Origin of the sequence: Brevundimonas diminuta (assembly GCF_022654015.1) — a bacterium.
GTDB lineage: Bacteria > Pseudomonadota > Alphaproteobacteria > Caulobacterales > Caulobacteraceae > Brevundimonas > Brevundimonas diminuta_C.
The window spans coordinates 1,151,743-1,175,717 of the sequence record NZ_CP073063.1 but is presented as its reverse complement, the minus strand read 5'-3'; the positions used below and the strand labels follow the sequence as shown (position 1 = coordinate 1,175,717).

Sequence of the window (23,975 nt, the reverse complement as noted above, 5' to 3'; positions counted from 1 at the left end):
TTCGCATGTCGTTTTTTGAAACCCTGGTCGCCGCGACCGCAACCGAGCGGGCCGCCTTCAGCGCCATCCCCCAGATCAGGGACGGTCTGGCCGGCCGCATCAGCCGCGAAACCTACGTCGCCTATCTGGCCCAAGCCTATCACCACGTCCGCCACACCGTGCCGTTGATGCAGGCCGCCCGGGCGCGGCTCGACGATGATCACGCCGTCTTCAAGGCCGCGCTCGACGACTACATCGCCGAGGAAACCGGCCACGAGCAGTGGATTCTGAACGACATCCGCGCCGCCGGCGGCGACCCCGATCAGACCGTGCAGCACGGCCCGAACGTCGCGACCGAACTGATGGTGGCCTATGCCTATGACACCATCCAGCGCATCAATCCGATGGCCTTCTTCGGCATGGTCTATGTGCTGGAAGGCACCAGCATCCAACTGGCCAGCGTCGGCGCCGAGGCCGTGCAACAGAGCCTCGGCCTGCCGCCCGCCGCCTTCACCTATCTGATTTCCCACGGGGCTCTGGATCAGGATCACATCCTTTTCCTCAAGCAACTGCTGGACGGAGTGTCGGACGCCGACGACCGCGCCGCCATCGTCCACATGGCCAAGGTGATGTTCGGTCTGTTCGGCGGGGTCTTCGCCTCCATCCCCCACATCGCAGCGCGGGAGACGGTCGATGCAGTTTGAGGATCGCAACATCCTGATCACCGGCGGCTCAGGCGCCTTGGGACGTCGTGTGGTCGAGCGGATCGAGCGCGAGGGCGGTCGGGTCACGATCGTCGCCCGCGCGCCGGTGGCGGGCCATCACACCCTGGTGGGCGACCTGTCCACTCCGCAGGGCCTCGACAGCGTCGCCGAACAGGCCGGCGGCCGCGCCTGGGACATTCTGATCAATATCGCCGGCATCCAGCATTTCGGCCCGCTGGAGCAGCAGACGCCCGAGCATCTGCTGGCGACCTATATGGTCAATCTGGTCGCGCCGGCGCGTCTGGCACAGGCCGTCCTGCCCGGCATGAAGGCCCGCAAGCACGGCCAGATCGCCAACGTCGGATCGATCTTCGGCTCGATCAACTTCGCCCACTTCGCCAGCTATTCCAGCGCCAAGGCCGGGATGCGGGCGCTCAGCCAATCGTTGCGTCGCGAACTGGCCGGCACGGGCGTCGGCGTCACCTATGTCGCGCCCCGCGCAGTGGCTACGCCGTTCAACTCCGCCAAGGTCGACGAATATGCGCGTCTGACCGGCATGGCCGTGGACGATCCGGACCCGATCGCCGACCGCATCGTCGCCGCCATCCGCTCAGATCGCCGCGACGTCTATCTCGGCTTCCCCGAAAGCCTGTTCGTCCGCCTCAACGCCCTGGCGCCCGGCCTGATCGACGGGGCCCTGAAATCCAACGACCTGAAGGCCCGCGCCCTGTTCGCCGGCTGAACCACAGAACAAAAGGAGAGACACGCCATGAAGACCGCCCTGTTCGCCCTGGCCCTGATGGCCGCCCCCCTGACGGTCGCCTCCGTCGCCCACGCCGACGCCTGCGACGACCGCGCGCGCGGCCTCCAGCAGTCGTGGGACCATGTGAATTTCGAGGTCCCGCAAGGCGTTCGAATGGCGGAAATGGCGCGGTTGAACACCCAGGCCGACGCCGTCGTGGCCCAATGCCCCAACCGCGCCGAACCTCTGGTCTGGGACGCCATCATCACCGCTTCGGAAGCGGGATTGAAGGGCGGAATCGGCGCCCTGGGCCTGGTGCGTGAGGCGCGCACCGAACTGGAACAGGCCGAGCGGATCAATCCGCGCGCGCTGAACGGTTCGGTCTATGTCAGCCTCGGTTCGCTCTACGCCCAGGTTCCGGGCGCCCCGATCGGTTTCGGCAACCGTCAGCGCGCCCGCGACTATCTCCAGCGTGGTCTGGCCATGGCGCCCAACGACGTCGATGCCAACTTCTTCATGGGCGATCTGCTGGTGCGTGAACACGATTGGAACGGCGCCGCCCGCTATCTGCAAAAGGCCATCGACGCCCCTGCCCGTCCCGGCCGCGCCGTCGCCGACCGTGGCCGCAAGGCCGAGGCCCGCGCCCTGCTCGTCCGCGCCCAGCAGCATCACTGAACAGATCCATCATGAGCCCTGTTCCCCCCGCCCTGTCGCTCGACGTCGTCCAACGCCGTCGCAAATGGTTCGCCGGCCTGGTTCTGCTGGCCCTCATCGTCCTGACCGCCAGCGTCCGCTCGGTCGCCGCCCTCGACGGCGAATGGCATGAGGGCGTCGAGGCCTTGGGCCTGGCCGCGATAATCGTCGCCATCGTCGGCCGCGCCTGGTGCTCGCTCTATATCGGCGGACGCAAGAAGGCCGAGATCGTTGATCGCGGCCCCTATTCCATCACGCGCAACCCGCTCTATGTCTTCAGCTTCATCGGCGCCTTCGGCGTCGGCGCCCAGACCGGCAGCGTGACGATCGGCGCGATCTTCGCCGTGGCGACCTTCCTGGTCTTTCTGCGCACGGTCGGTCGCGAAGAGGCCTGGCTGGCCGAACATTTCGGCGCGCCCTATGCCGCCTACTGCGCCCGCACGCCGCGCTTCCTGCCCAATCCCACCCGCTGGCGCGACGCCGAGGAACTGACCATCCGTCCCGCCTTCTTCGTCCGCACCCTGCGCGACGGCCTGGTCTTCCTCGCCGCCGTCCCCGTCATGGAAGGCATCGAGCACCTGCAATCGTCGGGGTTGATCGGCTTCCCGGTCAGTCTGTTCTAGACCTAACCGTCGCGCCACTCGCTGAGCATCTGGCCGTCGGCGTCTTCGAAGGCGACGCGGTCGAGTTGCACTGCGCCGATGCAAGCCGGCCGTTGATCGGCGGCGGCGGCCCGACAGTGGATCGCGCGGCCGTCGGCGAAGGCGGTCATCCGGCCTTCGAGGACAAGACGGTATCCTTGCGCCGACGGCACGGGTGGTTGACCGTCCTCGCCGCGCAAGGTGAACTCATAGGCGCGGCCGTTTCGGCGCCCGGTCCGAGCGCCGTTCGGTTTGAATACGGCGGCCAGCCCCGCCGTCTGAGGCGAGGCCTGAGTTGAAGCCGAGGCGCCGGGCGCCATCGCCGGGCAGGCCTCGGTGAGCAGCCACGGCCGGGCAAGCCAGAATCCCTCGACAGCCTCCAGCCCGCTGTCGTCGCCTCCAACCACACCGGACTGCAGCCAATCCGCCGGCGCCAAACTAAACTTCAGGCTTTGGCGGTCTTTCGCCCAGGCGACCGTCGCCAGCCCATCGGCCGCAGCTTCGGCGGCCTCGCTCGGCGCCCCGCAGCCAAAGGCCTGGCGGACGACGAACCGTCGCCCGGCCAGAGACGCGCCCCCGACCTCTCGCCCTGCGGCGAAGGCCGAGGCGGCGATGTCCATGGCTTCAAGCAGGCCGGCGCGATCCAGCACCGGCGCAGGCGCGACGGTCACTACCGGCGGCGTTTCGGATTTCTCAGCCGGAGCGGGTGCGGGCTGCGGCTCACGCTGGCACGCGGCGAGCACCAGCAGGGACGCCGCAAGCGCGATTATCGAATACCGAGGCGACGCAATCGTTTCGAGCATGGAACCACCCTAACACGCGAACCGCTGATGGGGATGCGCTCACCCGAAAAAGGTTGACGCGAACGATGGGGGACGGTCTGCACAGCATCATGACTTTCGACCAGATCGCCGCCCTAGCCGTGCTTGTCGCCGTCGTGGGCGTGTTGATCCATGGCAAGATGCGGGCGGATGTCGTCGCCTTGACGGGCGCCGCCGTCCTCCTGCTGCTGGGCGTCGTGCGGCCGGTTGAGGTGCAGGGCGCCTTCGCCAGTCCCGCGGTCATCGCTTTGGCCGGTCTGTTCGTCATCGCCTACGCCATCGAACTGTCCGGCCTCTTGGGCTGGCTGATCCGACAGGCGACGCAGCTGTCCGCCCGGATCGGCGCCCGGGGCATCTGGATCGTCATCGGCCTGTGCGGTTCGGTCGGCGGCTTTCTGAACAACACCCCTGTGGTGGTCTTGGCCGCGCCGGTGATCCGCGACGTGGCCCAGTCGCTTCGCCTGTCGCCCAAACGCTTTCTGATGCCGCTCAGCCACGTCACGGTCATGGGCGGTCTGCTGACGCTGATCGGGACATCGACCAATCTGCTGGTCAACGACATGGCCCGCAACGCCGGCCAGCCGGTGTTCGGCCTTTTCGAGATCACGCCCGTAGGATTGGCCATCGCGGTCGTCGGCGGCCTGTGGCTCTATTTCGTGGGTGCGCGCCAACTGGGTCGATCGGTCGCCATGGACGAGGCGGAAGCCGCACGTCTGGCGGAAATGGAAGAGGCGCGTCGTCGCGCAGAGGCCGAAGCCATCAATCGCCGCAAGCGCCTGCTGCCGTTCGGCCTGCCGCGCCTGGGCGGATCACGAAATCAGGTCGACGGATCGGGCGACGCGCATCTCGGCGACGTGGAACTGTATGGGGCCGCGGATCGCCCGCTTCGGCTCAGGCCGGCGGCGATCTCGCTGGGCGTCTTCGTGCTGGTGATCCTGTCGGCGGCGCTGGGGTGGGCGCCGATCGCCGCCTCGGCCTTCGCCGGAGCCGTCGGACTGATCCTGCTGCGCGTCATCACGCCCGAGGAGGCCTATGCCGGACTGCGCCCCGAAATCTTGCTGCTGATCGCCGGCATGGTCGTGGTCGGCACGGCCATCGAAGTGACGGGGCTGGCGTCCGCCGGCGCAGATCGTCTGATCGGCGTGATCCGGCCGCTGGGGCCGCTGGGCGCCTTGATCGTGCTCTACGGCGTGACGCTGTTCGCCACCGAACTGCTGTCCAACGCCACGGTCGCAGTCCTGATCACCCCCATCGCCGTAGCCTTGGCCGAAAGCCTGGGCGTGGATCCCCGCCCCTTCCTGGTGTGCGTTATGATGGCGGCCTCTGCCGCCTTCGCCACCCCGTTCGGCTATCAGACCAATGTGCTGGTCTTCAACATGGGCGGCTACAGCTACATGGACTTCGTCCGCGTTGGCCTGCCCCTGAACCTGATCACCTGGATCGCCGCCATGGTCGCCATCCCGATCTTCTTCCCGTTCTGATCGAGTAGCGTTCGGAGTGGTGCGGGCGGCCGGGCTTGAACCGGCAAGGACTTTCGTCCGGCAGATTTTAAGTCGCACACGGCAGCATCAACGGCTTGAAACTTTTCGAGTTTCTATCACAAATCTAGGACGTGTGTAAGAACTTGTGTAAGTCCAAGTGCGAGTGCGACGCTTCAAGGCTCATGCGACGGAGCACGGTGAACGAGGTGCCGCGCGAGCGAGCACGATTGCAACAGACGTTTAAGACGCCCTCCTATCCTCGCGCCCGATATGCACTAGGAGCGGACGCTATTTCACTGCCGGAAGTTTGACATCGGTCCCGAGGCTCTACGTCGACCGCCCACCGTCCTTGACCTCAGGAAGTCCAAGTCCCTAGTGTGGCGCATCGGGCTTTTTCGTCATCGCATGCCACCACCACGCATTCCGCGAGGTTCCGCAAGACGGCGGGACGCCGGTCCATGTGCGGCTTTGCTGCCGTTGAGCCGGGGCACCCGGCGGTCGATTGAGAGTCGACCGCTCAAGAGCCGCCGATTACGCTCACCATCGTAGTCGGGGTCCCAGCCCTCAGGATCCAACACGGGCTTCCTAGTTGGGTGGCGTCCTGCCAACAGCGGTCCCGGTCGGGGCCGCGCGTGTGGCCGATGTCTCGATGACGACATTGATCGCTCAGGGCCATCCGCGTCTATGAGCACATCGTATTAGTTGCCAACCCCGTCGCGCACCGCCAGCGATCTCCGCCTGTATGACGGCTCCGCCCCCGCTGCCTCTCCGTAATCCACGACGCGCTCCAGCTGGGGTTCGACATCGGCTCGATCCAGTCCCTGCTCGACCTGTCGGATCATCCCGACCGGGCTTGCGGCGAGGCCAATGCGATCGCCGAGCGCCATCTGAGCGACGTCACCGAGAAGATCGCCCAGCTTGAGGCGCTCAAGACGGAGCTGTCGCGCATGACGACCGAATGCGCCGGCGGCCGGGTCTCCGCCTGCAAGGTCATCGAGGTGCTGCATGACCACGCCTTCTGCGGTCATGGGCACGACGCCGGCGGGCGAGCTTCACTTTCGAGCGCGACACCCTGACGCACCAGTGATAATGCGAGCCGTTCACAGTTAGGCCCGCCATGCGTCATCTCCTTCAGTTGCTGTTCTTGACCCTGCTCCTCGGGTCCTCGGCTCCGGTCCAAGCCCAGGCGCCCGCCGCCTCGGAAGCCCAAGTCGCTTGGCGGCTGCTGGACTATGTGTCGGTCGACTACGCCGGCGCCGTCGCGAACGGCCAGATCGTAAACCCGGCCGAATACGGCGAGATGACCGAGTTCGCGGGCCAGATCCGCACCCGCATCGACGCCCTGCCCGCGACCGCCGGCAAGGCCGCACTCGTGCGCGACGCCGCCGCCCTGGAGACCCGCATCCGCGACAAGGCCGCACCGGAGGCGGTCGCAGCCCAGGCCAAGACCCTGGCCGCGGCCCTGCTCGCCGCCTATCCGAGCCCGCTGGCGCCGTCCTTCCCGCCCGATCTCGCGCGAGGGCAGGCCCTCTACCAGGAGCAGTGCGCCGTCTGCCACGGCGTCACGGGCCGCGCCGACGGCGAAGGGGCTCAGGGGCTGGACCCCGCGCCCATCGCCTTCGCCGATGTCGAGCGGGCTCGCCAGCGCAGCGTCTTCGGCCTCTATCAGGTGATCGACCAAGGCCTGGACGGCACGGCGATGGCCAGTTTCGCGCATCTGCCGGCCGAGGATCGCTGGGCCCTCGCCTTCTACGTCGGACGCTTCGCCTTCACCGAGGCCGAAGCCGCCGAAGGCCAGCGCCTGTGGGAGAGCGATCCGGCGATCCGGGCCGCCTTCCCCACCTTGGCCGCGGTCACCCAGACCACGCCCGCCGACCTGGCGTCGCGTATCGGCGAGACCAAGGCCCGCGCCGTCACCGCCTATCTGCGCCGGCATCCGGACGCGGCGCCGCCGGCCTCGGGCGGCGCGCTGACGCTCGCCCGCACGCGCCTGACCGAGAGCCTGACGGCCTATCGCGCGGGCGACCGCAAACAGGCCGCCGATCTGGCGCTCTCGGCCTATCTCGACGGCTTCGAGCCCGTGGAGCCGGCGCTCGGCGCCCGCGACGGCGCTCTGCTGCGACGGGTCGAAACCGCCATGACCGGCTTGCGGGCCGCCATCGGCCGGGGCGCCCCGACCAGCGAGGTCGAGGCCCAGGTCGAACGCCTCAGCGCCCTGCTCGACACCGCCGAACGGGCCCTGGCGCCCCAGGAGGCGGACAATGTCGCCAGCTTCGCCGGCGCCTTCACCATCCTCCTGCGCGAAGGGCTGGAGGCCCTGCTGATCGTGGTCGCCATGATCGCCTTCCTGCGCAAGGCGGAGCGCCCCGAGGCGCTGCGCTACGTTCATGGCGGTTGGATCGCCGCCCTGGCGGCGGGCGGGGCGACCTGGGCGGCGGCCACCTTCCTGATCTCGATCAGCGGCGCGAGCCGCGAACTGACCGAGGGCTTCGGCTCGCTCCTGGCCGGCGCGGTGCTCGTCTCCGTCGGCATCTGGATGCACGGCAAGTCGCACGCCGACGCCTGGCAGACCTATATCCGCGACAAGCTCTCCAGGGCCCTATCGGGCCGATCGGCCTGGCTGCTGTTCCTGCTCGCCTTCGTGGTGGTCTACCGCGAAGTGTTCGAGACCATCCTGTTCTATGCCGCCATCTGGAGCCAGGGCGGTCATCTCGGCATGCTGGCCGGCGCCCTCTCGGCCGTCGCCGTGCTCGCGGTCGTGGCCTGGGCCCTGCTGACCTACAGCAAGCGCCTGCCGATCGGTCAGTTCTTCTCTCTCAGCTCGATCCTGATGGCGGTCCTGTCGGTCGTCCTGGTCGGCAAGGGCGTCGCCGCCCTGCAGGAAGCGGGCTGGATCGACGTCCATCCGGTCGCCTGGATTCCCCGCACCGAAATCCTGGGCCTGTATCCGACCCTGGAGGGCGTCCTCTTTCAGCTGCTCACCTTCCTCGTCCTCGTGGTCGGCTTCCTCCGGGCGTCCCGATCGAGCGCGAAGGCGGCGGCCGCCGGCTGACGCAGGCGTACAGTCGTAGGCTTTGGGGTCGTCGCCAAAGCGGTCGCTCGTCTGCAGAGGTCACAAGTCGCCACTTGTGGCGACTTACAGCCCCTGGGCCACCGCAGTTCGCCAAAAATGGCGAGTTATGCGGGCGACCCTGCAGCATTCGGACACGATTACTGGCGAAGGCGCCTTGACCTGGGCTGCGTGCCAAGCGCGCCCGCCCTCAAGGCGATGCTCTGAAAGTGGACATGACACGGTTCCCCGATGGTCGGAGTTCGCCGACGCCGCCCAGGTGGGCGAGGATTGGCGCCGCTCGATCGACCCGTCGCTGAGAACGCGGCTCTAGCCGTTCTCGTCCGCCCCGGCGGTCTGGTGGATGGCCTGCAGCTGGGCCTTCAGCGCCAGGCGGTCCAAGCTCTCGACGTGCAGCTGGGTCAGCAGGCTGATGCGGGCCAGCAACTCCTTAAGGGTCCGTCCGAAGGCGCGATCGATCTCGGCCTCGTCGCCCTCGACGGCGGCCGGATCCTCAAGACCGTAGTGCACCGCCACCGGATGCCCGGGCCAGACCGGGCAGACCTCTCCGGCGGCGTTGTCGCAGACGGTGACCACGATATCGATCGGGTCGGCGCCGGGGGCGGCGAACTCGTCCCAGCCTTTCGAGCGCAGGCCTTCGGTCGGATAGCCGTGCGAGTCCAAGACGCGCAGGGCGGCGGGATGGGCGGCCCCCTTGGGCGCGGAGCCCGCGGAATGGGCGATGAAGCGATCCGACCCGATCTTGCGCAGGATGGATTCGGCGATGATCGAGCGCGCGGAATTGCCCGTGCGCCGGAAGAGCACGGAGAAGCGGCGGTCGGTACTGGGCATGGCGAGCTCCCGGCGGGCCTATTGGGCGGCGATGGCGATGGAGGACAGGTCGGTCGCGGCGTCGACCGGAACCCCGGCCGCCTTGCGCTCGGAATAGCGATCGACCAGTCGGGCGGCGTGCGGCCGGGTGAGGATTGTGAAGCGCACCAGCTCCTCCATCACGTCGACGATGCGCTCATAGTAGGCGGACGGCTTCATCCGCCCGGCGTCATCGAACTCCTGAAAGGCCTTGGCCACGCTGGACTGGTTGGGGATGGTGATCATCCGCATCCAGCGGCCGAGCAGCCGCAGGGTGTTGACGGCGTTGAAGCTCTGCGACCCGCCGGAGACCTGCATGACGGCCAGGGTCCGGCCCTGGGTCGGGCGCACGCCGCCCATGCTCAGGGGAAGATGATCAATCTGCAGCTTCATCAGGCCCGAGACTTGGCCATGCCGCTCCGGGCTGCACCACACCATGCCCTCGGACCAAAGGGCGTGCTCGCGCAACTCTCTCACCGCCGGGTGATCGTCGTCGCTGGGCGACCCCGGGAGGGGCAGGTCAGACGGATCGAAGATACGGGTTTCACACCCCATCCATTGCAGCAGACGGGCCGCCTCCTCAACGCAGAAGCGCGAATAGGACCGTTCGCGGAGCGATCCGTAGAGGAGCAGGATCCGGGGCGGATGCTCGTGCGGTCCCAGACCGCGGGCCGTATCGGCCGAGAGATAGGCCTTGTCCAAGGCCGGCAGATGATCCGCATCGGGCAGCGGTCGCAGGCGGTCGAAGGTCATCAGAGATCCTTGGTCAGATAAGCCGCCGACGCCGGGCACAGCCCCGCGAACTCGCGGGTCCGCCGGATCGTCTCCGGCGCCGTCTGGCGGTTCGCCGCCCGGTAGCCGTGCCGGGCGAAGAAGGGCTCGGCCGTCGTGGTGAGCAGATGCAGGCGTTCGCCGCCCAGATCACCGGCGACGGTTTCAGCGGCGGCCAGCACCCGGGCTCCGAGGCCGCGCGCCTTCCGGTCGGCGAGCACAACCAGGGAGCGGAGCAGCAGGTCGCGTCCCTCCCCTTCCAGACCGACGTAGCCGACCACGGCGCCGTGGTGATCGGCGCTGAAGTAGCGGCCGGCCTCAGGCGCGGGCAGGCCTTCGGCCCGCAACGCGGCGATCAGGCCGGCGTCGGTCGCCTCGATCAGATAGAGGACCACCATCACCCGGCGTCCGCCGGCGGGACGGTGTCCGGGAACCAGCGCCGGCCCATCCAGAGGGCGACCGACACCAGCAGGATCAGCACCGGCACCTCCACCAGCGGGCCGATGACGGCCGCGAAGGCGACCGGCGAGGCCAGGCCGAACGCCGCGATGGCGACCGCGATGGCCAGCTCGAAATTGTTGGACGCCGCGGTGAAGGCCAGGGCCGTGGTGCGCGGGTAGTCGGCCTCGATCAGCTTGCCCATCAGGAAGCTGACGACGAACATGACGAGGAAGTAGATCGTCAGCGGAATGGCGATGCGCAGGGCGTCCAGCGGCAGGGCCACGACCTCTCCGCCCTTGAGGCTGAACATGGCCACGATGGTGAAGAGCAGCGCGATCAGGGTGATCGGCCCGATGCGCGGCAGGAAGCGGCGCTCGTACCAATCGGCGCCCTTGCGGGCGATCAGGCTGCGGCGGGTCAGGAAACCGGCCAGGAACGGAACGCCGAGATAGACCAGCACGGCTTCGGCGATGGTCCAGACGCTGACGTCCACCACGCTGCCCTGCAGGCCGAACAGCGGCGGCAGGACGGTGAGGAAGAGCCAGGCGTAGAGGCTGAAGAACAGGATCTGGAAGATCGAGTTGAAGGCCACGAGACCGGCCACATACTGGTTGTCGCCGCGCGCCAGCTGGTTCCAGACCAGCACCATGGCGATACAGCGCGCCAAGCCGATCAGGATCACGCCGGTCATGTACTCCGGCTGATCGCGCAGGAAGATCACCGCCAGGGCGAACATCAGCACCGGCCCGAGAATCCAGTTCTGGATCAGGGACAGGGCCAGAACCCGCTTGTCGGCGAACACGCGCGGCAGGGCCTCGTAGCGCACCTTGGCCAGCGGCGGGTACATCATCAGGATGAGGCCGATGGCGATCGGGATGTTGGTGGTCCCCACCGACAGGCTGTCGACCCACGCGGGCAGGCCAGGCGCCACGGTTCCGAGCAAAACGCCCACAGCCATGGCGGCGAAGATCCACACCGTCAGCCAGCGGTCGAGGAATGACAGGCGGCGCGGCGCAGCGGCGGGCGCGTCGGTCATCGTCCCACCCGGCGGCCGTCGGCGTCGATGACGACCTCGCCGTCCTCCTTGGTGAAGGGCTTCAGGTCCTCGCCCGGCAGCAGATCCAGCACGGCCTCCGACGGGCGGCACAGGCGGACCCGAAAGGGGCTGACCACGATCGGACGGTTGAGCAGGATCGGATGGGCCTCGATCGCATCGAGCAGCTGCTCATCCGTCAGGTCGGGGTTCTCGAGACCCAGTTCGGCGAAGGGCGTGCCCTTCTCCCGCAGCAGGTCGCGCAGCGGGGCGCCGATCCGCCCGGCCAGCCAGGCGACCATGGCGCGCGACGGCGGGGTCTTCAGATATTCGACCACATGAGGCTCGATCCCGACGTGCCGGATCAGTTCCAGGGCGTTGCGAGACGTCCCGCAGGCGGGGTTGTGATAGATAACGATGTCCATCATGTCCTCAGGGGCAACAGGGCGCGAGTTCGGCCAACAATGGCTCGCACAGTTCCGCTCTGCCCCCACAGCAGTCCTTGAGCAGGAACAGGACCAGATCGCGAAGCCGGTCCAAGTCGGCCCGATAGATGATCGACCGGCTGCGACGCTCCGACTTGATCAGCCCCGCCCGGGTAAGGACACCGAGATGAGACGACAGCGTATTGGCCGGGATTGCCAGATGGTTGGAGATTTCCCCGGCCGGCAGACCGTCGGGTTCGTGGAGCACGAGGAGACGAAACGCGTCCAGCCGTGTGGCCTGCGACAACGCCGCGAGGGAAAGGAGTGCTGAAGTTGATTCCATATTTCTACTATCGTCGAAATATGATTTTAGATCAAGCCCCGTCTCCCCGCTCGATGGATGAACGATCCAGCGAAAATACAAGGCACGAGCGATCAAGGCGATGCAATGCCGACGGCCCGCAGCCTTGATCCATCTCGCCGTCGCGGCAAACTACATCGCCATTTCGCCGACCCGGCCATACTCCATAACCAGCATCCAGGCCGCCATGGCGATCATCATCAGGTTCTCAGTCAGCGACAGGAAGCCTAGCGGGACATTGCTGTCGCCGCCAACGCAGGCGCATTTCAGCTCGCGCTTGTCGATGGATACCGCCCTGGCCACCGAGACTGCCCCGACGCCGCCGATGAACAGAGCGACCGGAGCAGACAGCCAAGTCAGCACGCCCGCTACCATCAGAGCCCCCGCCCCAAACTCGGCGTAGGGGTAGACCTTGCCGTAGGGCACCCACCGTTTGGCCAGAAGATCATAGTTAAGAAACATCGCCGAGAAGCTCTCGACGTTCTGAAGCTTGAACATGGCCAGCGCCATCATCGACAGAGCGATGAACCACTCGCCAGCGCGCACCGTGAACGGCGTCCCATCGACTGCCAGGCTGAGCATTGCGGCCATGACGGCGGTGGTCATAAACACCACGAGCACCGGCGTGTAGGTCGTCGCCTTCGGATCGCGGACCTTGAGGCCGAAGAAGCGGCGCAGGTCGTCGTGTCCGCCGATCCGTTTTCCGTCGATGAACACCTGGGGCGTCGTCTTAACCCCATGCTCGGTCTTGAAGGCGTCGGTCTGCTCACGCGTCGTCAGCCAATGATCCTCGACCTTATAACCGCGGCTCTTGAGCAGGTGACGGGCTTTCAGTCCCCACGGACAGGTGTGCTCCGGCATCACCATGCGATAGATTGTGGCGGTCTTGGTCATCTGGGTCTCCTCGACATTCTCAGTCCGAGGCGCACACCCTAGGTTCCGTACCATGATACGGAGTCAAGCATGAATGTTCGGACGATCGCCGGACTGGCGCGCGAGGGCGGCGTCGGGGTCGAGACGGTACGCTTTTATCAGCGGCGGGGTTTGATCCCGACGCCGGATCGCTGGTCAAGCGGAGGCGCCGGCGGCATCCGCCGCTACGGGGAAGACGATGTGCGCCGCCTCCGGTTCATACGGTCAGCTCAGGTCGCCGGGTTCACGCTCGAACAGATCAAGGAGTTGCTGTCACTGGACGCCGGCGAGGACCGTATTCGCGCGCGGGAGCTGGCTGCCGAACGGTTGGCTGCCTTGGATCGCACCATTTCCGATCTGGAGCAGGCGCGCGCCGCCCTGAGACGTCTGGCACAAGCCTGTCAGTCCAAGGACACAGGGCCCTGTCCGATAATCGCGGCCTTCCAAGGGGAAGGCGCCTGACCCGATATCCAGAATTCGGCCTTGAGGACGAGGGCCTAAGTAGAGACAAAGCGCATCAGCTCCCTGGCGCTAACGTCGGCGCAGCGGGCGCCTGCTGCGGCGCCTCGGGCTCGGGCGTCGGCTCTCCCGCAGGGGGCTTCATTTCGTCACAGCATTTCATCTCGGCGTCAGGCGCCATGTCCTTGCAGCATTCGCAGCCTACATCGGACAGGGCCGCACCAGCGCTCAAAGCGAACACCACGCCAGCGGCGGCCAAAAGAGTGGAAATTCTCATCGTTGTTCTCCTAGTGAACCATGAAGCTGGCAGAGCCGGACATCTTGTGGCCGTCTGGTCCTTCAGCAGCCCAGGCGGCAGTGTAGGTGCCCGCGGTGAGGCGAGGAAGGGCGACGCTGACCGTTGTGGCGGCCGACGCGGCGGGAGCCGTCACGACGAGTGGCGCCTGCCCCTCGGCGTTCAGGGTCACGGTCTTCAGGACCATAGCGTGTGGGAAGGTGACGCTGAAGCGTTCCGGGGACCCGGAGATCATGGCGCCGTTGGCCGGAACCGTAGTGATGCCGGATTGGGGCGCGACGGTGTGCGCCTGCATCGCGTGCCCGGCGTGCGGATCCTGAGCGGCAGCGGCGCCGGCGGACGCCAGTGCGGTGGTGAGAACGAGGATGCGGATCACGAGTTGGTCTCCTTGGGTTAAAACCAGGCCTTGAGGCCGAGGACGAAACGGGTGTCATCAGCCGCGCCGCCGCGGGCTTCAACGTAGTCGGCGGTGTCTCCAAGCGCGCGGCTCCACTCGACGCCGACATAGGGGGCGAACTCTTTCCTGAACTCGTAACGCAGCCGAAGGCCTGCCACGATCGAGGATAGGCCCGAGCCGATTTCGAGGCCAGGAATGTCGCTGGCGGAGGCGTCGAGTTCGAAACGCGGCTGGAGGATTAGACGCTGGGTGATACGCTGGTCGTATTCGGCCTCGACGCGCGCGGTCAGGTCGCCCTCTGTCGACAGGAAGGCGGCGGCATCGATCTCCCACCAATAGGGCGCCAGCCCTTGGACGCCCAGAACGAGGTGCGTCGTATCCTCGCCGTCAGGCCGGAAATCCTGACGAACCCCGGCCTGCACGTCCCAGAAAGGCGCCACGGCGCGGCTGTATAGAGCCTGGACTTCGGCTTCCTCCAGACCACCGCTGAAGTCGCCCTCACCCTCCGACTTCCACCAGAAGCGATTGATGTCGCCGCCGCTCCAACCCTGCGCATCCCAGAGATAAGACTCGCCGTCGTTGCCGAAGCCGGCTTCGAAACGGTCGATGACGACCGCCGTGGTGCGGACATCGCCGTTCTCGCGTATAAGGGTGCGGCGTGAGGCGGCCATTGCCTCGGCTCCGAAGACGAGATCTGCGGCGTGGACCGGGTTGCCCCGGGCAGCGGCCGGGAACGGTTCCTCCGGAGGGCGGCCCAAGTTGTCGGCGCTGGTCGGGATATCGGGCGGCCCCATGGTCATCGTCGACATGTCGTGCCCGGCGTGGGGATCGGCCTCGGCCGGGGTCATGGTGGACATGTCATGGCCCGCGTGCGGATCGGGCTGCGCCGGGGGCACCCTCGTCGACATGTCATGCCCGGCGTGCGGATCAGCCTGGACGGGAGCCATGGTGGACATGTCGTGGCTCGCGTGAGGGTCGGGCTGCGCCATCGGCTTCATTGTCGACATGTCGTGCGCCGTATGGGGATCAACGGTCTGGGGCCCAGCCGGCATCTTATGGCTCACGTGAGGATCGGTCGCAGGCGACGTCTGCGCCGGCGGCATGACGTGACCCGCCTGCGGATCCTGCGTAGCCGGCCGGGCAGGCGGGACGACCGGAGCGGGGACGGGTCGCGTCGGTGCCGGGGCTGCCAGCCTGACGTGACCGGCGTGAGTGTCTTGAGCCTGTGCGCTGAGGGCGCTGGCGGCGAGGATCAGCGGCGCGATGGCGACGGCGAGGCGGTTCATGATGCAGCTCCGTCCATGGGGCGCACCGTCACCACATTGAACATTCCCGCATGCATGTGCATCAGCATGTGGCAGTGGAAGGCCCAATCGCCGGGCGCGTCCGCCGTCAGGTCGAAGGTCACCTTGCCGCCGGCCGCGACGTTGACGGTATGCTTCAGCGGCTGATGCCCGGCCGGGCCGCCCGTCACCAATTCGAAGAAGTGGCCATGCAGGTGGATCGGGTGAGCCATCATGGTGTCGTTGACCAGAGTCACCCGCACCCGCTCGTTGCGCTCGAAGCGGATCGGCTCGACGATTTCGCTGAACTTGCGGCCGTCAAAGCCCCACATGAACCGCTCCATATTGCCGGTCAGGTGGATCTCCATCGTCCGCGATGGCGGCCGCTGGTCCTTGTTGGGCTGGAGCGACACTAAGTCGGTGTAGACAAGGACGCGGTGATCGACGTCGGCGAGACCTATGGGACGCTCGCCGAGCCGGTTGGCGGGGTCCATGGCGATCGCATCGACCCCGACGCCCACCGCCATGTCCGGCGGCGCGTTCTCGGGATCGCGCATGTTCATGCCGGCCATGGACATACCAGCCATTTCGCCCACCGGCGCCGCCTCTTGGCCTGCCGCTCCATGATTCATGCCGGCCATCGACCCGTGATCCATCCCGGACATGTCGCCCATTGAGCCGTGGTCCATTCCGCCCATGCCCATGTCGCGCATCGTCAGGTTTGGGACCTCACGTAGCGGCGGGACCTCGGCGGTCATGCCCAGGCGGGGCGCCAGAGTGGCCCTTCCCATGCCGGATCGGTCGATGGCCTCGGAGACGATTGTGTAGGCGCGATCCTCGGTCGGCTGGACGATCACGTCATAGGTCTCGGCCACCGAAATCTGGAACTCGTCGGTCTCGACGGGGCGGACGTTCTCACCGTCGGCCTGGACCACGGTCATCGCCAGGCCCGGAATGCGGACGTTGAAGATCGACATGGCCGAAGCGTTAATGATGCGCAGACGCACCCGCTCGCCTGGCCGGAACAAGCCGGTCCAGTTTTCCTCAGGTCCGTGGCCGTTGATCAGATAGGTGTAGGTCGAGCCGTTGACGTCGAGGATATCGCGCGGGTCCATCCGCATCTGCCCCCACATGCGCCGCTCCTCCAGGCTCATGCGGTCGCTGCCGTCAATGAGACCAGCGAGGGTCGTGCGCTGCTGGTTGAAGTACCCAGGGCTCTTCTTCAGCTTGGCGAGGATTTCGTGCGGATGCATGAAGCTCCAGTCCGAGAGGACCAGCACATGCTCGCGGTCGTAGGCGACCGGATCGGCGCCAGCCGGGTCGATCACAATTGGGCCGTAGTGGCCCATGGCCTCCTGCAGGCCAGAGTGACTGTGATACCAGAAGGTCCCCGACTGCTTGATCGGGAACTCGTAGACGAAGGTCTCTCGGGCTTTGATGCCGGGGAAGCTGATGCCTGGCACGCCGTCCATCTGGAACGGCAACAGCAAGCCGTGCCAATGGATCGAGGTGTCCTCGTCCAGACCATTGGTCACCGCCAGGCGGACGTTCTGGCCTTCCCGAAAGCGCAGGAGCGGCGCTGGCAGGACGCCATTGGTGGTCACCGCATGGCCGGTGCGACCACCAACCGTGAACGGTGAGTGGCCCACGGTCAGATCAATGTTCGGCCCCGTCAGGGTCGGCAGGTCCGCCCGCAGACCCGCAGAACCTGTCTGCGCCCAGGCTGGAAGCAAGCCTTGCAGTCCGAGCAATCCACCGCCGATGGCGGCGCCCCGGAGAAGCGTTCGGCGATCAAGGCGAGCGGTCGACATCAGCGAAGTTTTCCTTGGTCGGCAGGTGAGTCGTTCGTTCAGATACGCATCTGAGCGGCGCATCCCTCGCGCTAAGTCGCCAAAGTCTTTGAAATCACGCCCTTGCGCGCGCTCGTCACCGCGACGCCGGCCGGCGCTCAAGCCAAGGCGTCGACCAGCTTTTTTCTTGCGCGGGCGATCCGCGTTTCTACGGCCTTCGGCGTGATGCCCAATATGGATGCGACCTCCGCATGAGAACGCCCTTCAAGTGTGGCCAACAGGAGCGGGGCCTTCAGGGCGTCGGGAAGCTCAGACAGCGCGTGTTGTAGGTCCTGGGCCCTGCGCTGATCGTCCAGCCTAGCTTCAGGCATGGGTGCGTCTTCGCCCACTGCCGTGGCCTCGGGGGCATCAAGGCCCATCACGCCGCGCACGACACGGCGAACGGAACGCCGCCGGCTCCAGTCCCGACATTTGTTCAAGGCAATGGAACGCAGCCAGACATCGAAAGGCCGCGCCGGATCATATCGCCGCATGGCGAGCCATGCGGAGGCATAGGCTTCCTGAAGCACGTCATGCGCTTCAGCCTCGTCGCCTACGTAGCGGCGAATGAACCGGTAGAGGTCAGCCTTGGTGGCGGTCATCAAGGCAGTGAAAGCGGCCCGGTCTCCACCCGCCGCTCGGACCTCGATGCTGGCTTTAGCCCCCACGCGCCGCGCTTAGCCGGCGTCGTAGCGCACGGCATCGACGACGGCCGCGTCGAACACCTCGGCCTGCGCCGGGGTCAGGACGGATCGCATCTCGAACACATGGGTTATCGTCGCCTTCTGCAGATCGCCCATGGCGGTATGGAAGTGATCGACAGCCGACTGGACCTGCGGCGTGTCCCCGTTGCTGGCGGCGATGGCGGCCGCGAGTTCGCGATTCGCAGCGCGAACCTCCGCCTCCAGCGCCGGGCGACGTGCGGCGAAGCGGGCTTCAATGACGTCTAGACGGCGGTCCTGCTCTGGGCTGAGGTCGAGTTTTTCATGGACGACGCTGTGCAGGCTCGGCGGCTGGCGCTCGCGCATGATCCAGGTCGCGCTCGCCCAGGTCGCTGCCCCGCTGGCGAGCGCGGCCAGGATCGCTGTGGCGACGATCGACTTCCAGGTCGCCCTCATCCCCAAACATCCAGGCTGGCCATAGGCGACAGGCCTGCTGACACCGTAAAGATGCGCATCTCTGAAGGCTCTGGCCGTGGGGTCATGAGCATCAGACCGCCGTTCGCACCGCCGACGACAAGGGCGATCGCTACGGCGGCGATCCGCACCTGACCCATTCGGGCGCGATCCCGGCGCTCGCCGATCCGGGACCAGACGGCGTCCTCCACGCCCGCAAGGCGTGCAGCGTCGCCGGGCGCAGCTGCTCCGATCAGTCTTTCGATGTCGTCAGTCATTGCGCACCTGCCTCACGCCCCCTCCTCCATACGCGCCGGTTTGAGCTTCCCCTCGTGAGGGGAAAGGTCCGACCCCGCGTAGATACCAGAGAACGACCGGAATAGCCGTTTCGTCCAAGGGGATCGATGTGAGCGACAGATCAGGCCCCGCCCGGGCTCCTTTTCCGGACGTGCTCGATCCCCTCTCCAGCGTAAGGTTCTTCCTCGCGCTCGGCGTCGTGCTCTTCCATTTCCAACTTTACTGGACCTTGCCTGCGGAGAGCGCTGGCCTGCTGAATCGTGCCCGGCTTGGCGTGGATGTCTTCTTCATCCTGTCGGGCTTCATCCTCACGCACGTCTATCTGCAAGGGGAAGGCGCGCCCGACTACAAGCGGTTCCTGGCAGCTCGGCTCGCCCGAATCTATCCGGCTCACCTATTCATCCTCGTGGCTATGCTGGGGCTTGTATTGATCGCCCCGATGGTCGGCGTGGGTCTGGAGCCGGGCCGATTCAATCCCGCCGATTTCGCGGGCACTCTGCTGCTCGTTCAGGCCTGGTTGCCGCGCGAAACCATGGCGCTCTGGAACGGACCAGCCTGGTCGCTGTCTGCCGAATGGTTCGCCTATCTGGCCTTTCCGGTCTACGCTGCTGTCGCCCTGCGCCTGCGGTCGAGGCCGTGGGTTCTGATCGCGCTCGCCTCGCTGCTGTTCGTAGCGCTTGACGCTTTTTACAGGACGCAGTTCGGGCCGGTCCTGCCACGGGCTGAAGACAGCCTGGGCATTCTGCGCATCCTTCCCGAGTTCCTCTACGGCATAGGTCTCTACTACCTCGGCCAGCGCTGGACCCTCTCGCCGCGCGTGGCCGTCATCGTCGCTTTGGGGACCACGACCACGCTGCTCGCCTTGATGCAGGTCGGCGCCGACGACCGCGTGATCGTGGCCGCCGCGGGCCCCTTCATTCTGTCGCTCGCCCTATTGGCCAAAGCCCCTGTGACGACCTTCCTGTCGAACCCGACCGCCCTCTTCGCGGGTGAGGCGTCGTTCGCCCTCTACCTCGTCCACATTCCCATCCTGATGGTGTGGCGCAACGCCGTTCAAGCGGTCGCCGGCTGGCCTGGAGACTATCGGATGGGCTTGGGCGAGCTCTCCGGTCTGCTGGTGTCGACCCTCGTCGCGGCCGCCGCCATCCATGTCTTCATCGAGCAGCCAGGCCGGCGATGGCTCCGGACGAGGATGACGCCAAGGCGCGCCGATGCAGTTGAGGCCAGACGATCCGCTCACAGCAATCAGGGAGAACCCTTTTGAACCCCAACCAACCGAACCGTCGCCTTGTCTTGGGAGCCGTGGTGTTCGTCGGCATGGCGGGAATCGCCTGCGCGCAGACGCACCCATCAAGGGAACTGACGGTCTTCAAGACGCCGACCTGCGCGTGCTGCGACTCCTGGATCGCCCACATGCGCGAGGCGGGCTTCACCACCACCATCACGGTACTTCCGAGCTTGCAATCGGTCCGTAGCAGTCGGGGAATGCCGGACGCTTTAGCTTCCTGCCACACTGGGCTGATCGGCGGTTATTTGGTCGAGGGTCATGTGCCGGCTCAGGACGTCATCCGCCTGCTGGCCGAGCGACCGACAGCGATCGGCATCGCCGTGCCCGCCATGCCGCTCGGTTCGCCCGGCATGGAGACGCCGCAGGGGCATAGGGATCCCTACGACACCCTCCTGGTGCTTCTGTCGGGAGGAACTCGCCTGTTCGCCCGCCACAATCAGCCCACCTGACGCAGATCGCGATCGACTCACTCACATCAATCAACCGGAGCCTGCCATGTCCCGCAAAACCCTCGCCCTTGCCGCGTCGCTCACCGTGTTTTTGACGACGCCCGCCTTCGCTCAGGACCACGCCCACAGTCCCGACCATGCTGCCAGTTCGGTCGCAGCGGAGGCGACGGACGCAGCCGCCGCCGTCGACGCCTTCCATGCGGCCCTCAAGACCGGCGACACGGCGACTGCCCTGACCTTCCTGGCGACGGATGTGATGATCTTCGAAGAGGGCGGCGCGGAGCGATCGCGAGAGGAATACGAGTCCCACCACCTCAGCTCGGACGCCGCCTTCGCCGCCGCGTCTGAGGCTACGGTCGCGCGGAGATCGGGATGGGCGGATGGGGACGTCGCCTTGATCACCAGCGAAGGCCGAACCACGGGCCAGTTCAACGGTCGCGCCGTGGATCGGCTGACCACTGAGACGATGGTGTTGAAGCGGCATGCTGAAGGCTGGCGCATCCACCACATCCATTGGTCGTCGCGCGCGCCCAGCTAGCCCGCTCGCAGCTTCACATCGCTGACGGCGGAGCGAGCGTGCCCATCACCGCGACGACGGCCAGCAACGTGGCCCCGACCAGCGTCTCTATAACGACGCTGCGTCGGAGGTGGGCGAGGGCCCGTTGAACGTCTCCCCCGCCCGCCAGGGCCGAGCCCAACACCGGGGTAAGTCGGAACCTGTTTCCAGCGGCCAAGGCGAGCATCAGCACAAACAAAACCAGCTTGGCGATAAGCAGCTGGCCATAGAGATTGGTCCCCATCTCTCCGACCCGCGTTGGCCCGATGAGAAACCAACTGTTCACGAGGCCGCTCAAGACCAACAGGGTGACCGCCAAGGTCCCAAGGCCGGCAAACCCATGCAGGGCGCGATGGAGCGCGCGATCGTCCGTCGAGGTCCGGTGTATCAGTAGGATCGTCAGGGACGCCAGAGCGCCTAGCCACAAGGCGGCGGCGATGGTGTGGACGATGTCGGCCCCGAGATGGAAAGGCGCGCCGGGCCCAACGGAGGCCGCGCCGTGTCCCGTCCAGGCGAAGCTGGCGGCGACGATCAGCCCAACCACGACCGTCAGGCTCCAGAGGAGGCGCCCGGGTTTCAGGGCGAGGATCGCAACGAGCCCAACGACGGCGACGGCCGCTCGGCCAGCCATGGCCACTCCCAAGGCCGTGCCGGTGACCATGAACGACAGTGACGCCGGTTTGACCGCTTCGCTCAGCGAGCCGGCCATCACGGCGGTCTGGGCCACCAGAGCGGCGAACGACCCAAGCGCAACGACAAGCGCCGACGGGATCAGCGCGGAGCGCGCCCAAGCCAGGTTCGGTCCCCCAGCCGCTCTGAAGCTGTAGAGCAGAAACAGCGGCGCGCCGAGAAGGACGACGGCGCCGCTGTACTGAAGCCAGCGAATCGCGATGACCGCGATTTCGAGCACGGCGTCAACGCACCGAGAAGGTGTAAGACCCTGTCATGCGGTGGCCGTCGCTTGATGCGATGCGCCAGTCGACACGGTAGGCGCCGGCCGCCAGCGGGCGAACTAGCGTGCCGGTCAACGTCTTGCCGTCCTCGGCGAACGAGGTCCGAATGGCGAGCTTCTCGCCCGCTGCATTGACGACATCAAAGCCTGAGAATGCGGGCACGGAGCGCTCGCTGAACGTCAGACTTAGCGTTCGGGTCGCGGCCACTGTCGAGTTCGCCGAGGGTGTCGCGCTGACCAGTCGTGCGTGCGCCGCAGCCGGCCCGGCGGAGAAGGCGACGGCCGCCGCGACGGCGATGAAGGGCGCGGGACTGAAAATTCGCATACTCGGGCTCCTAATATTTGGCCGATCCGGGCCTTCCGCTTCTCTACGCGTCTGACAGGCCCTCCCCTCATCAGCCATGATCGCGGCTAACCCACGCACCGGCCGTAGTCTCGATTGCGAGACCCGCATCCAAGCATTGTCAGGAATGCGGGGCGGGACGGCGTCCCTCTGTGGGTGCTCGGAACCGCTTCTACCAGATGCCTCTCGGGTCGCGCCGCCGAGAATCCTTCGCTGAGATGGCCGCTCTGTTCGAAGCGGGTGGTTGGGCGCCGCCCCCGGCTGTACCCGATGATGACGAGGATTGAGCACCATCAGGCGATTGGTCGATCGGCGCTTGTCCCGGGCAACGGTGTCCGGGCCCGAGGCAGATTCAGCTTTGTTTGAACCGGGCGATCGAAGCCGTAGCGAAAAGCCGCAGCGCCAAGGAAAGCCGCGATAATCCCCGCCGTCCACACACCCCACCGAACGGCATCCGACCAGTCGGACTGACCAAAGGCGTCGAACGCTCCAAACCAGACGATCCGGCTCACCTCATTGGTGAGGAACATGGCGAACGACATCAGTCCGAGGTGTTCGACCAACCTCGACGGCCGCACGGTTGGCAAGGCTCCGGCCGCCCAGATCAAAACGGTTAGCAGGACCACCGAGACCAGAGCGAAGTGGCCGATGGCTTGCGCCGCGACGAGACCGACCAAAGCGAGCAGACCGATGCAGCCGGCCCATATCGGCGTCGAATAGATGCGTGATCCCAAAAGAGCGGCGGCGACCCCAAGGAGGAACAGCGGAAGCGCTCGAATGAATCCAAACCTCAGAGGCAGGCGGTAGAGGGGCTCGCCTAGCCATGTTCGGCACGCCCAGTCTGTGGCAATCATCAACAAACCGGCGCCGATCACCACGGTCCAAGGATCGAGCCGCCAGAGCAGGCGGCATATCCAGGGAAGTAGAAGGTAGCAGCCGAGAAGGGCGGATAGCGTCCAGGTCGGCGCGTTCCACCCCAGCCCGCCTGGAACACCGTACGCCTGAACCAGGAAGACCTGCGCCGGCAGCTGACCCCAATCGAACCACTGCGGATTGCTCGGAGCGACCCCGAAAAGCCCGGCGAGGGCGATCAACAGCGCCAGCGCGCCGACGACCACCAGATGAGAGGGGGCGACGCGGAGAAAGCGCTGGCGGACATAGGCGTGTAGCGGGATCGCCCGGGCCGCGAAGCCGTCGCCGTAGATCCGGGCAAGGACGTAGCCGGAGTCGATGATGAAAAAGTTCGTCAGGAGATAGCCCCGGTCGAACACGGGGTGGAACTGACCCAAAGGCGTCGGGGCGGCTTCGCGGAAGTGATAGAGGATGATCAGCGCGCCGGCGACGAAGCGGAGGATGTCGAGCCAACCGCCGCGCGAAATCCTGACCGGCTGCGGTCTTGCGGTCTCCGGTGTGGTCATCAAGATCGTGCCGCTCCGGCCGCTGCGGGGTGGTCGTGATGACGCGGAGCGAACTCTAACTGATCTCGCGCCAGGACAAGAACGCCAAACCCCAGAAGACAGACCGCCGCCATGGCGGCGGTCATGACCCGACCGGCCTGCCCTTTCCGCCCAAGACGATAGGTCATGATCGCCAGAAGCGACATGAGAACGCCGAACGACACGAACACCGGGATGCGGTAGGTCGCCGCCAGGGGCACGGCGAGACAGAAGACGATCGCGCCGGCGACGAGGCTCGCGCCAACCGCGATCAGTGTGTCCTGCACCGGCCGGAACGGCTCTGGCTTCCCGTACAGCTTGGACCGGCCGCGACCCTTGTAACGGCCCGGCCG

The 23,975-nt window shown here is 66.5% G+C and carries 30 protein-coding genes; 11 read left to right on the top strand and 19 right to left on the bottom strand.

What is annotated here, in order from left to right:
* The first annotated feature begins 5 nt into the window (after window positions 1-5).
* The 4 genes from KAK88_RS05690 to KAK88_RS05675 are packed head-to-tail and all read left to right on the top strand — an operon-like array spanning window position 6 to window position 2,741.
* Window positions 6-683: a TenA family transcriptional regulator gene (locus tag KAK88_RS05690; RefSeq protein WP_242078239.1), complete on the top strand. Its 678-nt coding sequence runs from the start codon at window positions 6-8 to the stop codon at window positions 681-683.
* Window positions 673-1,425 (top strand): SDR family NAD(P)-dependent oxidoreductase, encoded by a 753-nt coding sequence (locus KAK88_RS05685; protein ID WP_242078238.1) that lies wholly within the window; start codon window positions 673-675, stop codon window positions 1,423-1,425. The genes KAK88_RS05690 and KAK88_RS05685 overlap by 11 nt, the downstream gene beginning before the upstream one ends.
* 27 nt (window positions 1,426-1,452) lie before the next feature.
* Window positions 1,453-2,100 carry a tetratricopeptide repeat protein gene (locus tag KAK88_RS05680; RefSeq protein ID WP_153922598.1) on the top strand — a complete coding sequence of 216 codons (648 nt, stop codon included), beginning with the start codon at window positions 1,453-1,455 and terminating at the stop codon, window positions 2,098-2,100.
* Window positions 2,101-2,111: 11 nt separating this feature from the next.
* The gene (locus KAK88_RS05675; protein ID WP_242078237.1) at window positions 2,112-2,741 is read left to right on the top strand and encodes a methyltransferase family protein; all 630 of its coding nucleotides are present in this window, start codon (window positions 2,112-2,114) and stop codon (window positions 2,739-2,741) included.
* 2 nt (window positions 2,742-2,743) lie between these two features.
* Here the strand turns inward: KAK88_RS05675 and KAK88_RS05670 are convergent, their stop codons facing one another.
* Window positions 2,744-3,562: a hypothetical protein gene (locus KAK88_RS05670; protein ID WP_242078236.1), complete on the bottom strand. Its 819-nt coding sequence runs from the start codon at window positions 3,560-3,562 to the stop codon at window positions 2,744-2,746.
* Between the two features lie 89 nt (window positions 3,563-3,651).
* Between KAK88_RS05670 and KAK88_RS05665 the strand changes: the two genes are divergently transcribed.
* From KAK88_RS05665 to KAK88_RS05655, 3 genes are all read left to right on the top strand, one after another.
* Window positions 3,652-5,061: an SLC13 family permease gene (locus tag KAK88_RS05665; protein WP_091749145.1), complete on the top strand. Its 1,410-nt coding sequence runs from the start codon at window positions 3,652-3,654 to the stop codon at window positions 5,059-5,061.
* A gap of 773 nt (window positions 5,062-5,834) precedes the next feature.
* Window positions 5,835-6,137 (top strand): MerR family DNA-binding protein, encoded by a 303-nt coding sequence (locus tag KAK88_RS05660; RefSeq protein ID WP_347265477.1) that lies wholly within the window; start codon window positions 5,835-5,837, stop codon window positions 6,135-6,137.
* A 41-nt stretch (window positions 6,138-6,178) separates the two neighbouring features.
* Window positions 6,179-8,113 (top strand): FTR1 family protein, encoded by a 1,935-nt coding sequence (locus KAK88_RS05655; protein ID WP_242078235.1) that lies wholly within the window; start codon window positions 6,179-6,181, stop codon window positions 8,111-8,113.
* A 327-nt stretch (window positions 8,114-8,440) separates the two neighbouring features.
* Here KAK88_RS05655 and KAK88_RS05650 read toward each other — a convergent pair whose 3' ends face one another.
* The 7 genes from KAK88_RS05650 to KAK88_RS05620 all read right to left on the bottom strand — a co-directional run bounded on the left by KAK88_RS05650 (window position 8,441) and on the right by KAK88_RS05620 (window position 12,905).
* Window positions 8,441-8,962, bottom strand: coding sequence for an arsenate reductase ArsC (locus KAK88_RS05650; RefSeq protein ID WP_242078234.1), 522 nt, complete (start codon window positions 8,960-8,962; stop codon window positions 8,441-8,443).
* Window positions 8,963-8,980: 18 nt separating this feature from the next.
* Window positions 8,981-9,733: an arsenical resistance protein ArsH gene (arsH, locus tag KAK88_RS05645; protein WP_242078233.1), complete on the bottom strand. Its 753-nt coding sequence runs from the start codon at window positions 9,731-9,733 to the stop codon at window positions 8,981-8,983.
* On the bottom strand, window positions 9,733-10,149 hold the full coding sequence (locus KAK88_RS05640; protein WP_242078232.1) for a GNAT family N-acetyltransferase: 417 nt from the start codon (window positions 10,147-10,149) through the stop codon (window positions 9,733-9,735). Before KAK88_RS05640 ends, arsH begins: the two co-directional genes overlap by 1 nt.
* The gene (gene arsB / locus KAK88_RS05635) at window positions 10,149-11,228 is read right to left on the bottom strand and encodes an ACR3 family arsenite efflux transporter (RefSeq protein ID WP_242078231.1); all 1,080 of its coding nucleotides are present in this window, start codon (window positions 11,226-11,228) and stop codon (window positions 10,149-10,151) included. The genes KAK88_RS05640 and arsB overlap by 1 nt, the downstream gene beginning before the upstream one ends.
* Window positions 11,225-11,650 carry an arsenate reductase (glutaredoxin) gene (gene arsC / locus KAK88_RS05630; protein WP_242078230.1) on the bottom strand — a complete coding sequence of 142 codons (426 nt, stop codon included), beginning with the start codon at window positions 11,648-11,650 and terminating at the stop codon, window positions 11,225-11,227. Before arsC ends, arsB begins: the two co-directional genes overlap by 4 nt.
* A 7-nt stretch (window positions 11,651-11,657) precedes the next feature.
* Window positions 11,658-11,993 carry an ArsR/SmtB family transcription factor gene (locus KAK88_RS05625; RefSeq protein WP_242078229.1) on the bottom strand — a complete coding sequence of 112 codons (336 nt, stop codon included), beginning with the start codon at window positions 11,991-11,993 and terminating at the stop codon, window positions 11,658-11,660.
* 150 nt (window positions 11,994-12,143) lie between these two features.
* Window positions 12,144-12,905 (bottom strand): glutaredoxin family protein, encoded by a 762-nt coding sequence (locus KAK88_RS05620; protein WP_242078228.1) that lies wholly within the window; start codon window positions 12,903-12,905, stop codon window positions 12,144-12,146.
* 69 nt (window positions 12,906-12,974) lie between these two features.
* Between KAK88_RS05620 and KAK88_RS05615 the strand changes: the two genes are divergently transcribed.
* Window positions 12,975-13,385, top strand: a complete 411-nt coding sequence (locus tag KAK88_RS05615) for a MerR family transcriptional regulator (protein WP_242078227.1) — start codon at window positions 12,975-12,977, stop codon at window positions 13,383-13,385.
* Between the two features lie 55 nt (window positions 13,386-13,440).
* Here the strand turns inward: KAK88_RS05615 and KAK88_RS05610 are convergent, their stop codons facing one another.
* The 7 genes from KAK88_RS05610 to KAK88_RS05580 all read right to left on the bottom strand — a co-directional run bounded on the left by KAK88_RS05610 (window position 13,441) and on the right by KAK88_RS05580 (window position 18,579).
* Complete coding sequence (locus KAK88_RS05610) at window positions 13,441-13,659, bottom strand: ammonium transporter family protein (RefSeq protein WP_242078226.1); 219 nt, start codon at window positions 13,657-13,659, stop codon at window positions 13,441-13,443.
* Between the two features lie 10 nt (window positions 13,660-13,669).
* Window positions 13,670-14,053, bottom strand: coding sequence for a copper resistance CopC family protein (locus tag KAK88_RS05605; RefSeq protein ID WP_242078225.1), 384 nt, complete (start codon window positions 14,051-14,053; stop codon window positions 13,670-13,672).
* Between the two features lie 17 nt (window positions 14,054-14,070).
* Window positions 14,071-15,360: a copper resistance protein B gene (locus tag KAK88_RS05600; protein ID WP_242078224.1), complete on the bottom strand. Its 1,290-nt coding sequence runs from the start codon at window positions 15,358-15,360 to the stop codon at window positions 14,071-14,073.
* A complete protein-coding gene (locus KAK88_RS05595; protein ID WP_242078223.1) occupies window positions 15,357-17,168 on the bottom strand; it encodes a copper resistance system multicopper oxidase in 1,812 nt (603 codons plus the stop codon). The genes KAK88_RS05600 and KAK88_RS05595 overlap by 4 nt, the downstream gene beginning before the upstream one ends.
* A gap of 137 nt (window positions 17,169-17,305) precedes the next feature.
* Entirely contained in the window at window positions 17,306-17,788 is a 483-nt protein-coding gene (locus KAK88_RS05590) for a sigma-70 family RNA polymerase sigma factor (RefSeq protein ID WP_185224714.1), read from the bottom strand.
* 75 nt (window positions 17,789-17,863) lie between these two features.
* On the bottom strand, window positions 17,864-18,304 hold the full coding sequence (locus tag KAK88_RS05585; RefSeq protein ID WP_242078221.1) for a Spy/CpxP family protein refolding chaperone: 441 nt from the start codon (window positions 18,302-18,304) through the stop codon (window positions 17,864-17,866).
* Complete coding sequence (locus KAK88_RS05580) at window positions 18,301-18,579, bottom strand: hypothetical protein (protein ID WP_242078220.1); 279 nt, start codon at window positions 18,577-18,579, stop codon at window positions 18,301-18,303. The genes KAK88_RS05585 and KAK88_RS05580 overlap by 4 nt, the downstream gene beginning before the upstream one ends.
* 128 nt (window positions 18,580-18,707) lie before the next feature.
* Between KAK88_RS05580 and KAK88_RS05575 the strand changes: the two genes are divergently transcribed.
* Genes KAK88_RS05575 through KAK88_RS05565 form a run of 3 tightly spaced genes read left to right on the top strand, consistent with a single transcriptional unit; the run spans window position 18,708 to window position 20,873 of the window.
* Window positions 18,708-19,862, top strand: coding sequence for an acyltransferase family protein (locus tag KAK88_RS05575; RefSeq protein WP_242078219.1), 1,155 nt, complete (start codon window positions 18,708-18,710; stop codon window positions 19,860-19,862).
* A complete protein-coding gene (locus KAK88_RS05570) occupies window positions 19,859-20,335 on the top strand; it encodes a DUF411 domain-containing protein (protein ID WP_242078218.1) in 477 nt (158 codons plus the stop codon). The genes KAK88_RS05575 and KAK88_RS05570 overlap by 4 nt, the downstream gene beginning before the upstream one ends.
* A gap of 46 nt (window positions 20,336-20,381) precedes the next feature.
* Window positions 20,382-20,873: a YybH family protein gene (locus KAK88_RS05565; protein WP_242078217.1), complete on the top strand. Its 492-nt coding sequence runs from the start codon at window positions 20,382-20,384 to the stop codon at window positions 20,871-20,873.
* 13 nt (window positions 20,874-20,886) lie between these two features.
* On the opposite strand, the gene copD is transcribed toward KAK88_RS05565, so the two are convergent.
* From copD to KAK88_RS05545, 4 genes are all read right to left on the bottom strand, one after another.
* A complete protein-coding gene (gene copD, locus KAK88_RS05560; protein ID WP_242078216.1) occupies window positions 20,887-21,801 on the bottom strand; it encodes a copper homeostasis membrane protein CopD in 915 nt (304 codons plus the stop codon).
* 4 nt (window positions 21,802-21,805) lie between these two features.
* The gene (gene copC / locus KAK88_RS05555) at window positions 21,806-22,168 is read right to left on the bottom strand and encodes a copper homeostasis periplasmic binding protein CopC (RefSeq protein WP_242078215.1); all 363 of its coding nucleotides are present in this window, start codon (window positions 22,166-22,168) and stop codon (window positions 21,806-21,808) included.
* 311 nt (window positions 22,169-22,479) lie between these two features.
* Complete coding sequence (locus tag KAK88_RS05550) at window positions 22,480-23,604, bottom strand: acyltransferase family protein (RefSeq protein WP_242078560.1); 1,125 nt, start codon at window positions 23,602-23,604, stop codon at window positions 22,480-22,482.
* Window positions 23,604-23,909 (bottom strand): hypothetical protein, encoded by a 306-nt coding sequence (locus KAK88_RS05545; RefSeq protein WP_242078214.1) that lies wholly within the window; start codon window positions 23,907-23,909, stop codon window positions 23,604-23,606. The genes KAK88_RS05550 and KAK88_RS05545 overlap by 1 nt, the downstream gene beginning before the upstream one ends.
* Window positions 23,910-23,975 lie beyond the last annotated feature (66 nt).

What these genes read in the sequence shown, in the direction of transcription:
- KAK88_RS05690 (WP_242078239.1), top strand. Translation starts at nt 6, where the DNA reads ATGTCGTTTTTTGAAACCCTGGTCGCCGCGACCGCAACCGAGCGGGCC.
- KAK88_RS05685 (WP_242078238.1), top strand. Translation starts at nt 673, where the DNA reads ATGCAGTTTGAGGATCGCAACATCCTGATCACCGGCGGCTCAGGCGCC.
- KAK88_RS05680 (WP_153922598.1), top strand. Translation starts at nt 1,453, where the DNA reads ATGAAGACCGCCCTGTTCGCCCTGGCCCTGATGGCCGCCCCCCTGACG.
- KAK88_RS05675 (WP_242078237.1), top strand. Translation starts at nt 2,112, where the DNA reads ATGAGCCCTGTTCCCCCCGCCCTGTCGCTCGACGTCGTCCAACGCCGT.
- KAK88_RS05670 (WP_242078236.1), bottom strand. Translation starts at nt 3,562, where the DNA reads ATGCTCGAAACGATTGCGTCGCCTCGGTATTCGATAATCGCGCTTGCG.
- KAK88_RS05665 (WP_091749145.1), top strand. Translation starts at nt 3,652, where the DNA reads ATGACTTTCGACCAGATCGCCGCCCTAGCCGTGCTTGTCGCCGTCGTG.
- KAK88_RS05655 (WP_242078235.1), top strand. Translation starts at nt 6,179, where the DNA reads ATGCGTCATCTCCTTCAGTTGCTGTTCTTGACCCTGCTCCTCGGGTCC.
- KAK88_RS05650 (WP_242078234.1), bottom strand. Translation starts at nt 8,962, where the DNA reads ATGCCCAGTACCGACCGCCGCTTCTCCGTGCTCTTCCGGCGCACGGGC.
- arsH (WP_242078233.1), bottom strand. Translation starts at nt 9,733, where the DNA reads ATGACCTTCGACCGCCTGCGACCGCTGCCCGATGCGGATCATCTGCCG.
- KAK88_RS05640 (WP_242078232.1), bottom strand. Translation starts at nt 10,149, where the DNA reads ATGGTGGTCCTCTATCTGATCGAGGCGACCGACGCCGGCCTGATCGCC.
- arsB (WP_242078231.1), bottom strand. Translation starts at nt 11,228, where the DNA reads ATGACCGACGCGCCCGCCGCTGCGCCGCGCCGCCTGTCATTCCTCGAC.
- arsC (WP_242078230.1), bottom strand. Translation starts at nt 11,650, where the DNA reads ATGGACATCGTTATCTATCACAACCCCGCCTGCGGGACGTCTCGCAAC.
- KAK88_RS05625 (WP_242078229.1), bottom strand. Translation starts at nt 11,993, where the DNA reads ATGGAATCAACTTCAGCACTCCTTTCCCTCGCGGCGTTGTCGCAGGCC.
- KAK88_RS05620 (WP_242078228.1), bottom strand. Translation starts at nt 12,905, where the DNA reads ATGACCAAGACCGCCACAATCTATCGCATGGTGATGCCGGAGCACACC.
- KAK88_RS05615 (WP_242078227.1), top strand. Translation starts at nt 12,975, where the DNA reads ATGAATGTTCGGACGATCGCCGGACTGGCGCGCGAGGGCGGCGTCGGG.
- KAK88_RS05610 (WP_242078226.1), bottom strand. Translation starts at nt 13,659, where the DNA reads ATGAGAATTTCCACTCTTTTGGCCGCCGCTGGCGTGGTGTTCGCTTTG.
- KAK88_RS05600 (WP_242078224.1), bottom strand. Translation starts at nt 15,360, where the DNA reads ATGAACCGCCTCGCCGTCGCCATCGCGCCGCTGATCCTCGCCGCCAGC.
- KAK88_RS05595 (WP_242078223.1), bottom strand. Translation starts at nt 17,168, where the DNA reads ATGTCGACCGCTCGCCTTGATCGCCGAACGCTTCTCCGGGGCGCCGCC.
- KAK88_RS05590 (WP_185224714.1), bottom strand. Translation starts at nt 17,788, where the DNA reads ATGACCGCCACCAAGGCTGACCTCTACCGGTTCATTCGCCGCTACGTA.
- KAK88_RS05585 (WP_242078221.1), bottom strand. Translation starts at nt 18,304, where the DNA reads ATGAGGGCGACCTGGAAGTCGATCGTCGCCACAGCGATCCTGGCCGCG.
- KAK88_RS05580 (WP_242078220.1), bottom strand. Translation starts at nt 18,579, where the DNA reads ATGACTGACGACATCGAAAGACTGATCGGAGCAGCTGCGCCCGGCGAC.
- KAK88_RS05565 (WP_242078217.1), top strand. Translation starts at nt 20,382, where the DNA reads ATGTCCCGCAAAACCCTCGCCCTTGCCGCGTCGCTCACCGTGTTTTTG.
- copC (WP_242078215.1), bottom strand. Translation starts at nt 22,168, where the DNA reads ATGCGAATTTTCAGTCCCGCGCCCTTCATCGCCGTCGCGGCGGCCGTC.
- KAK88_RS05550 (WP_242078560.1), bottom strand. Translation starts at nt 23,604, where the DNA reads ATGACCACACCGGAGACCGCAAGACCGCAGCCGGTCAGGATTTCGCGC.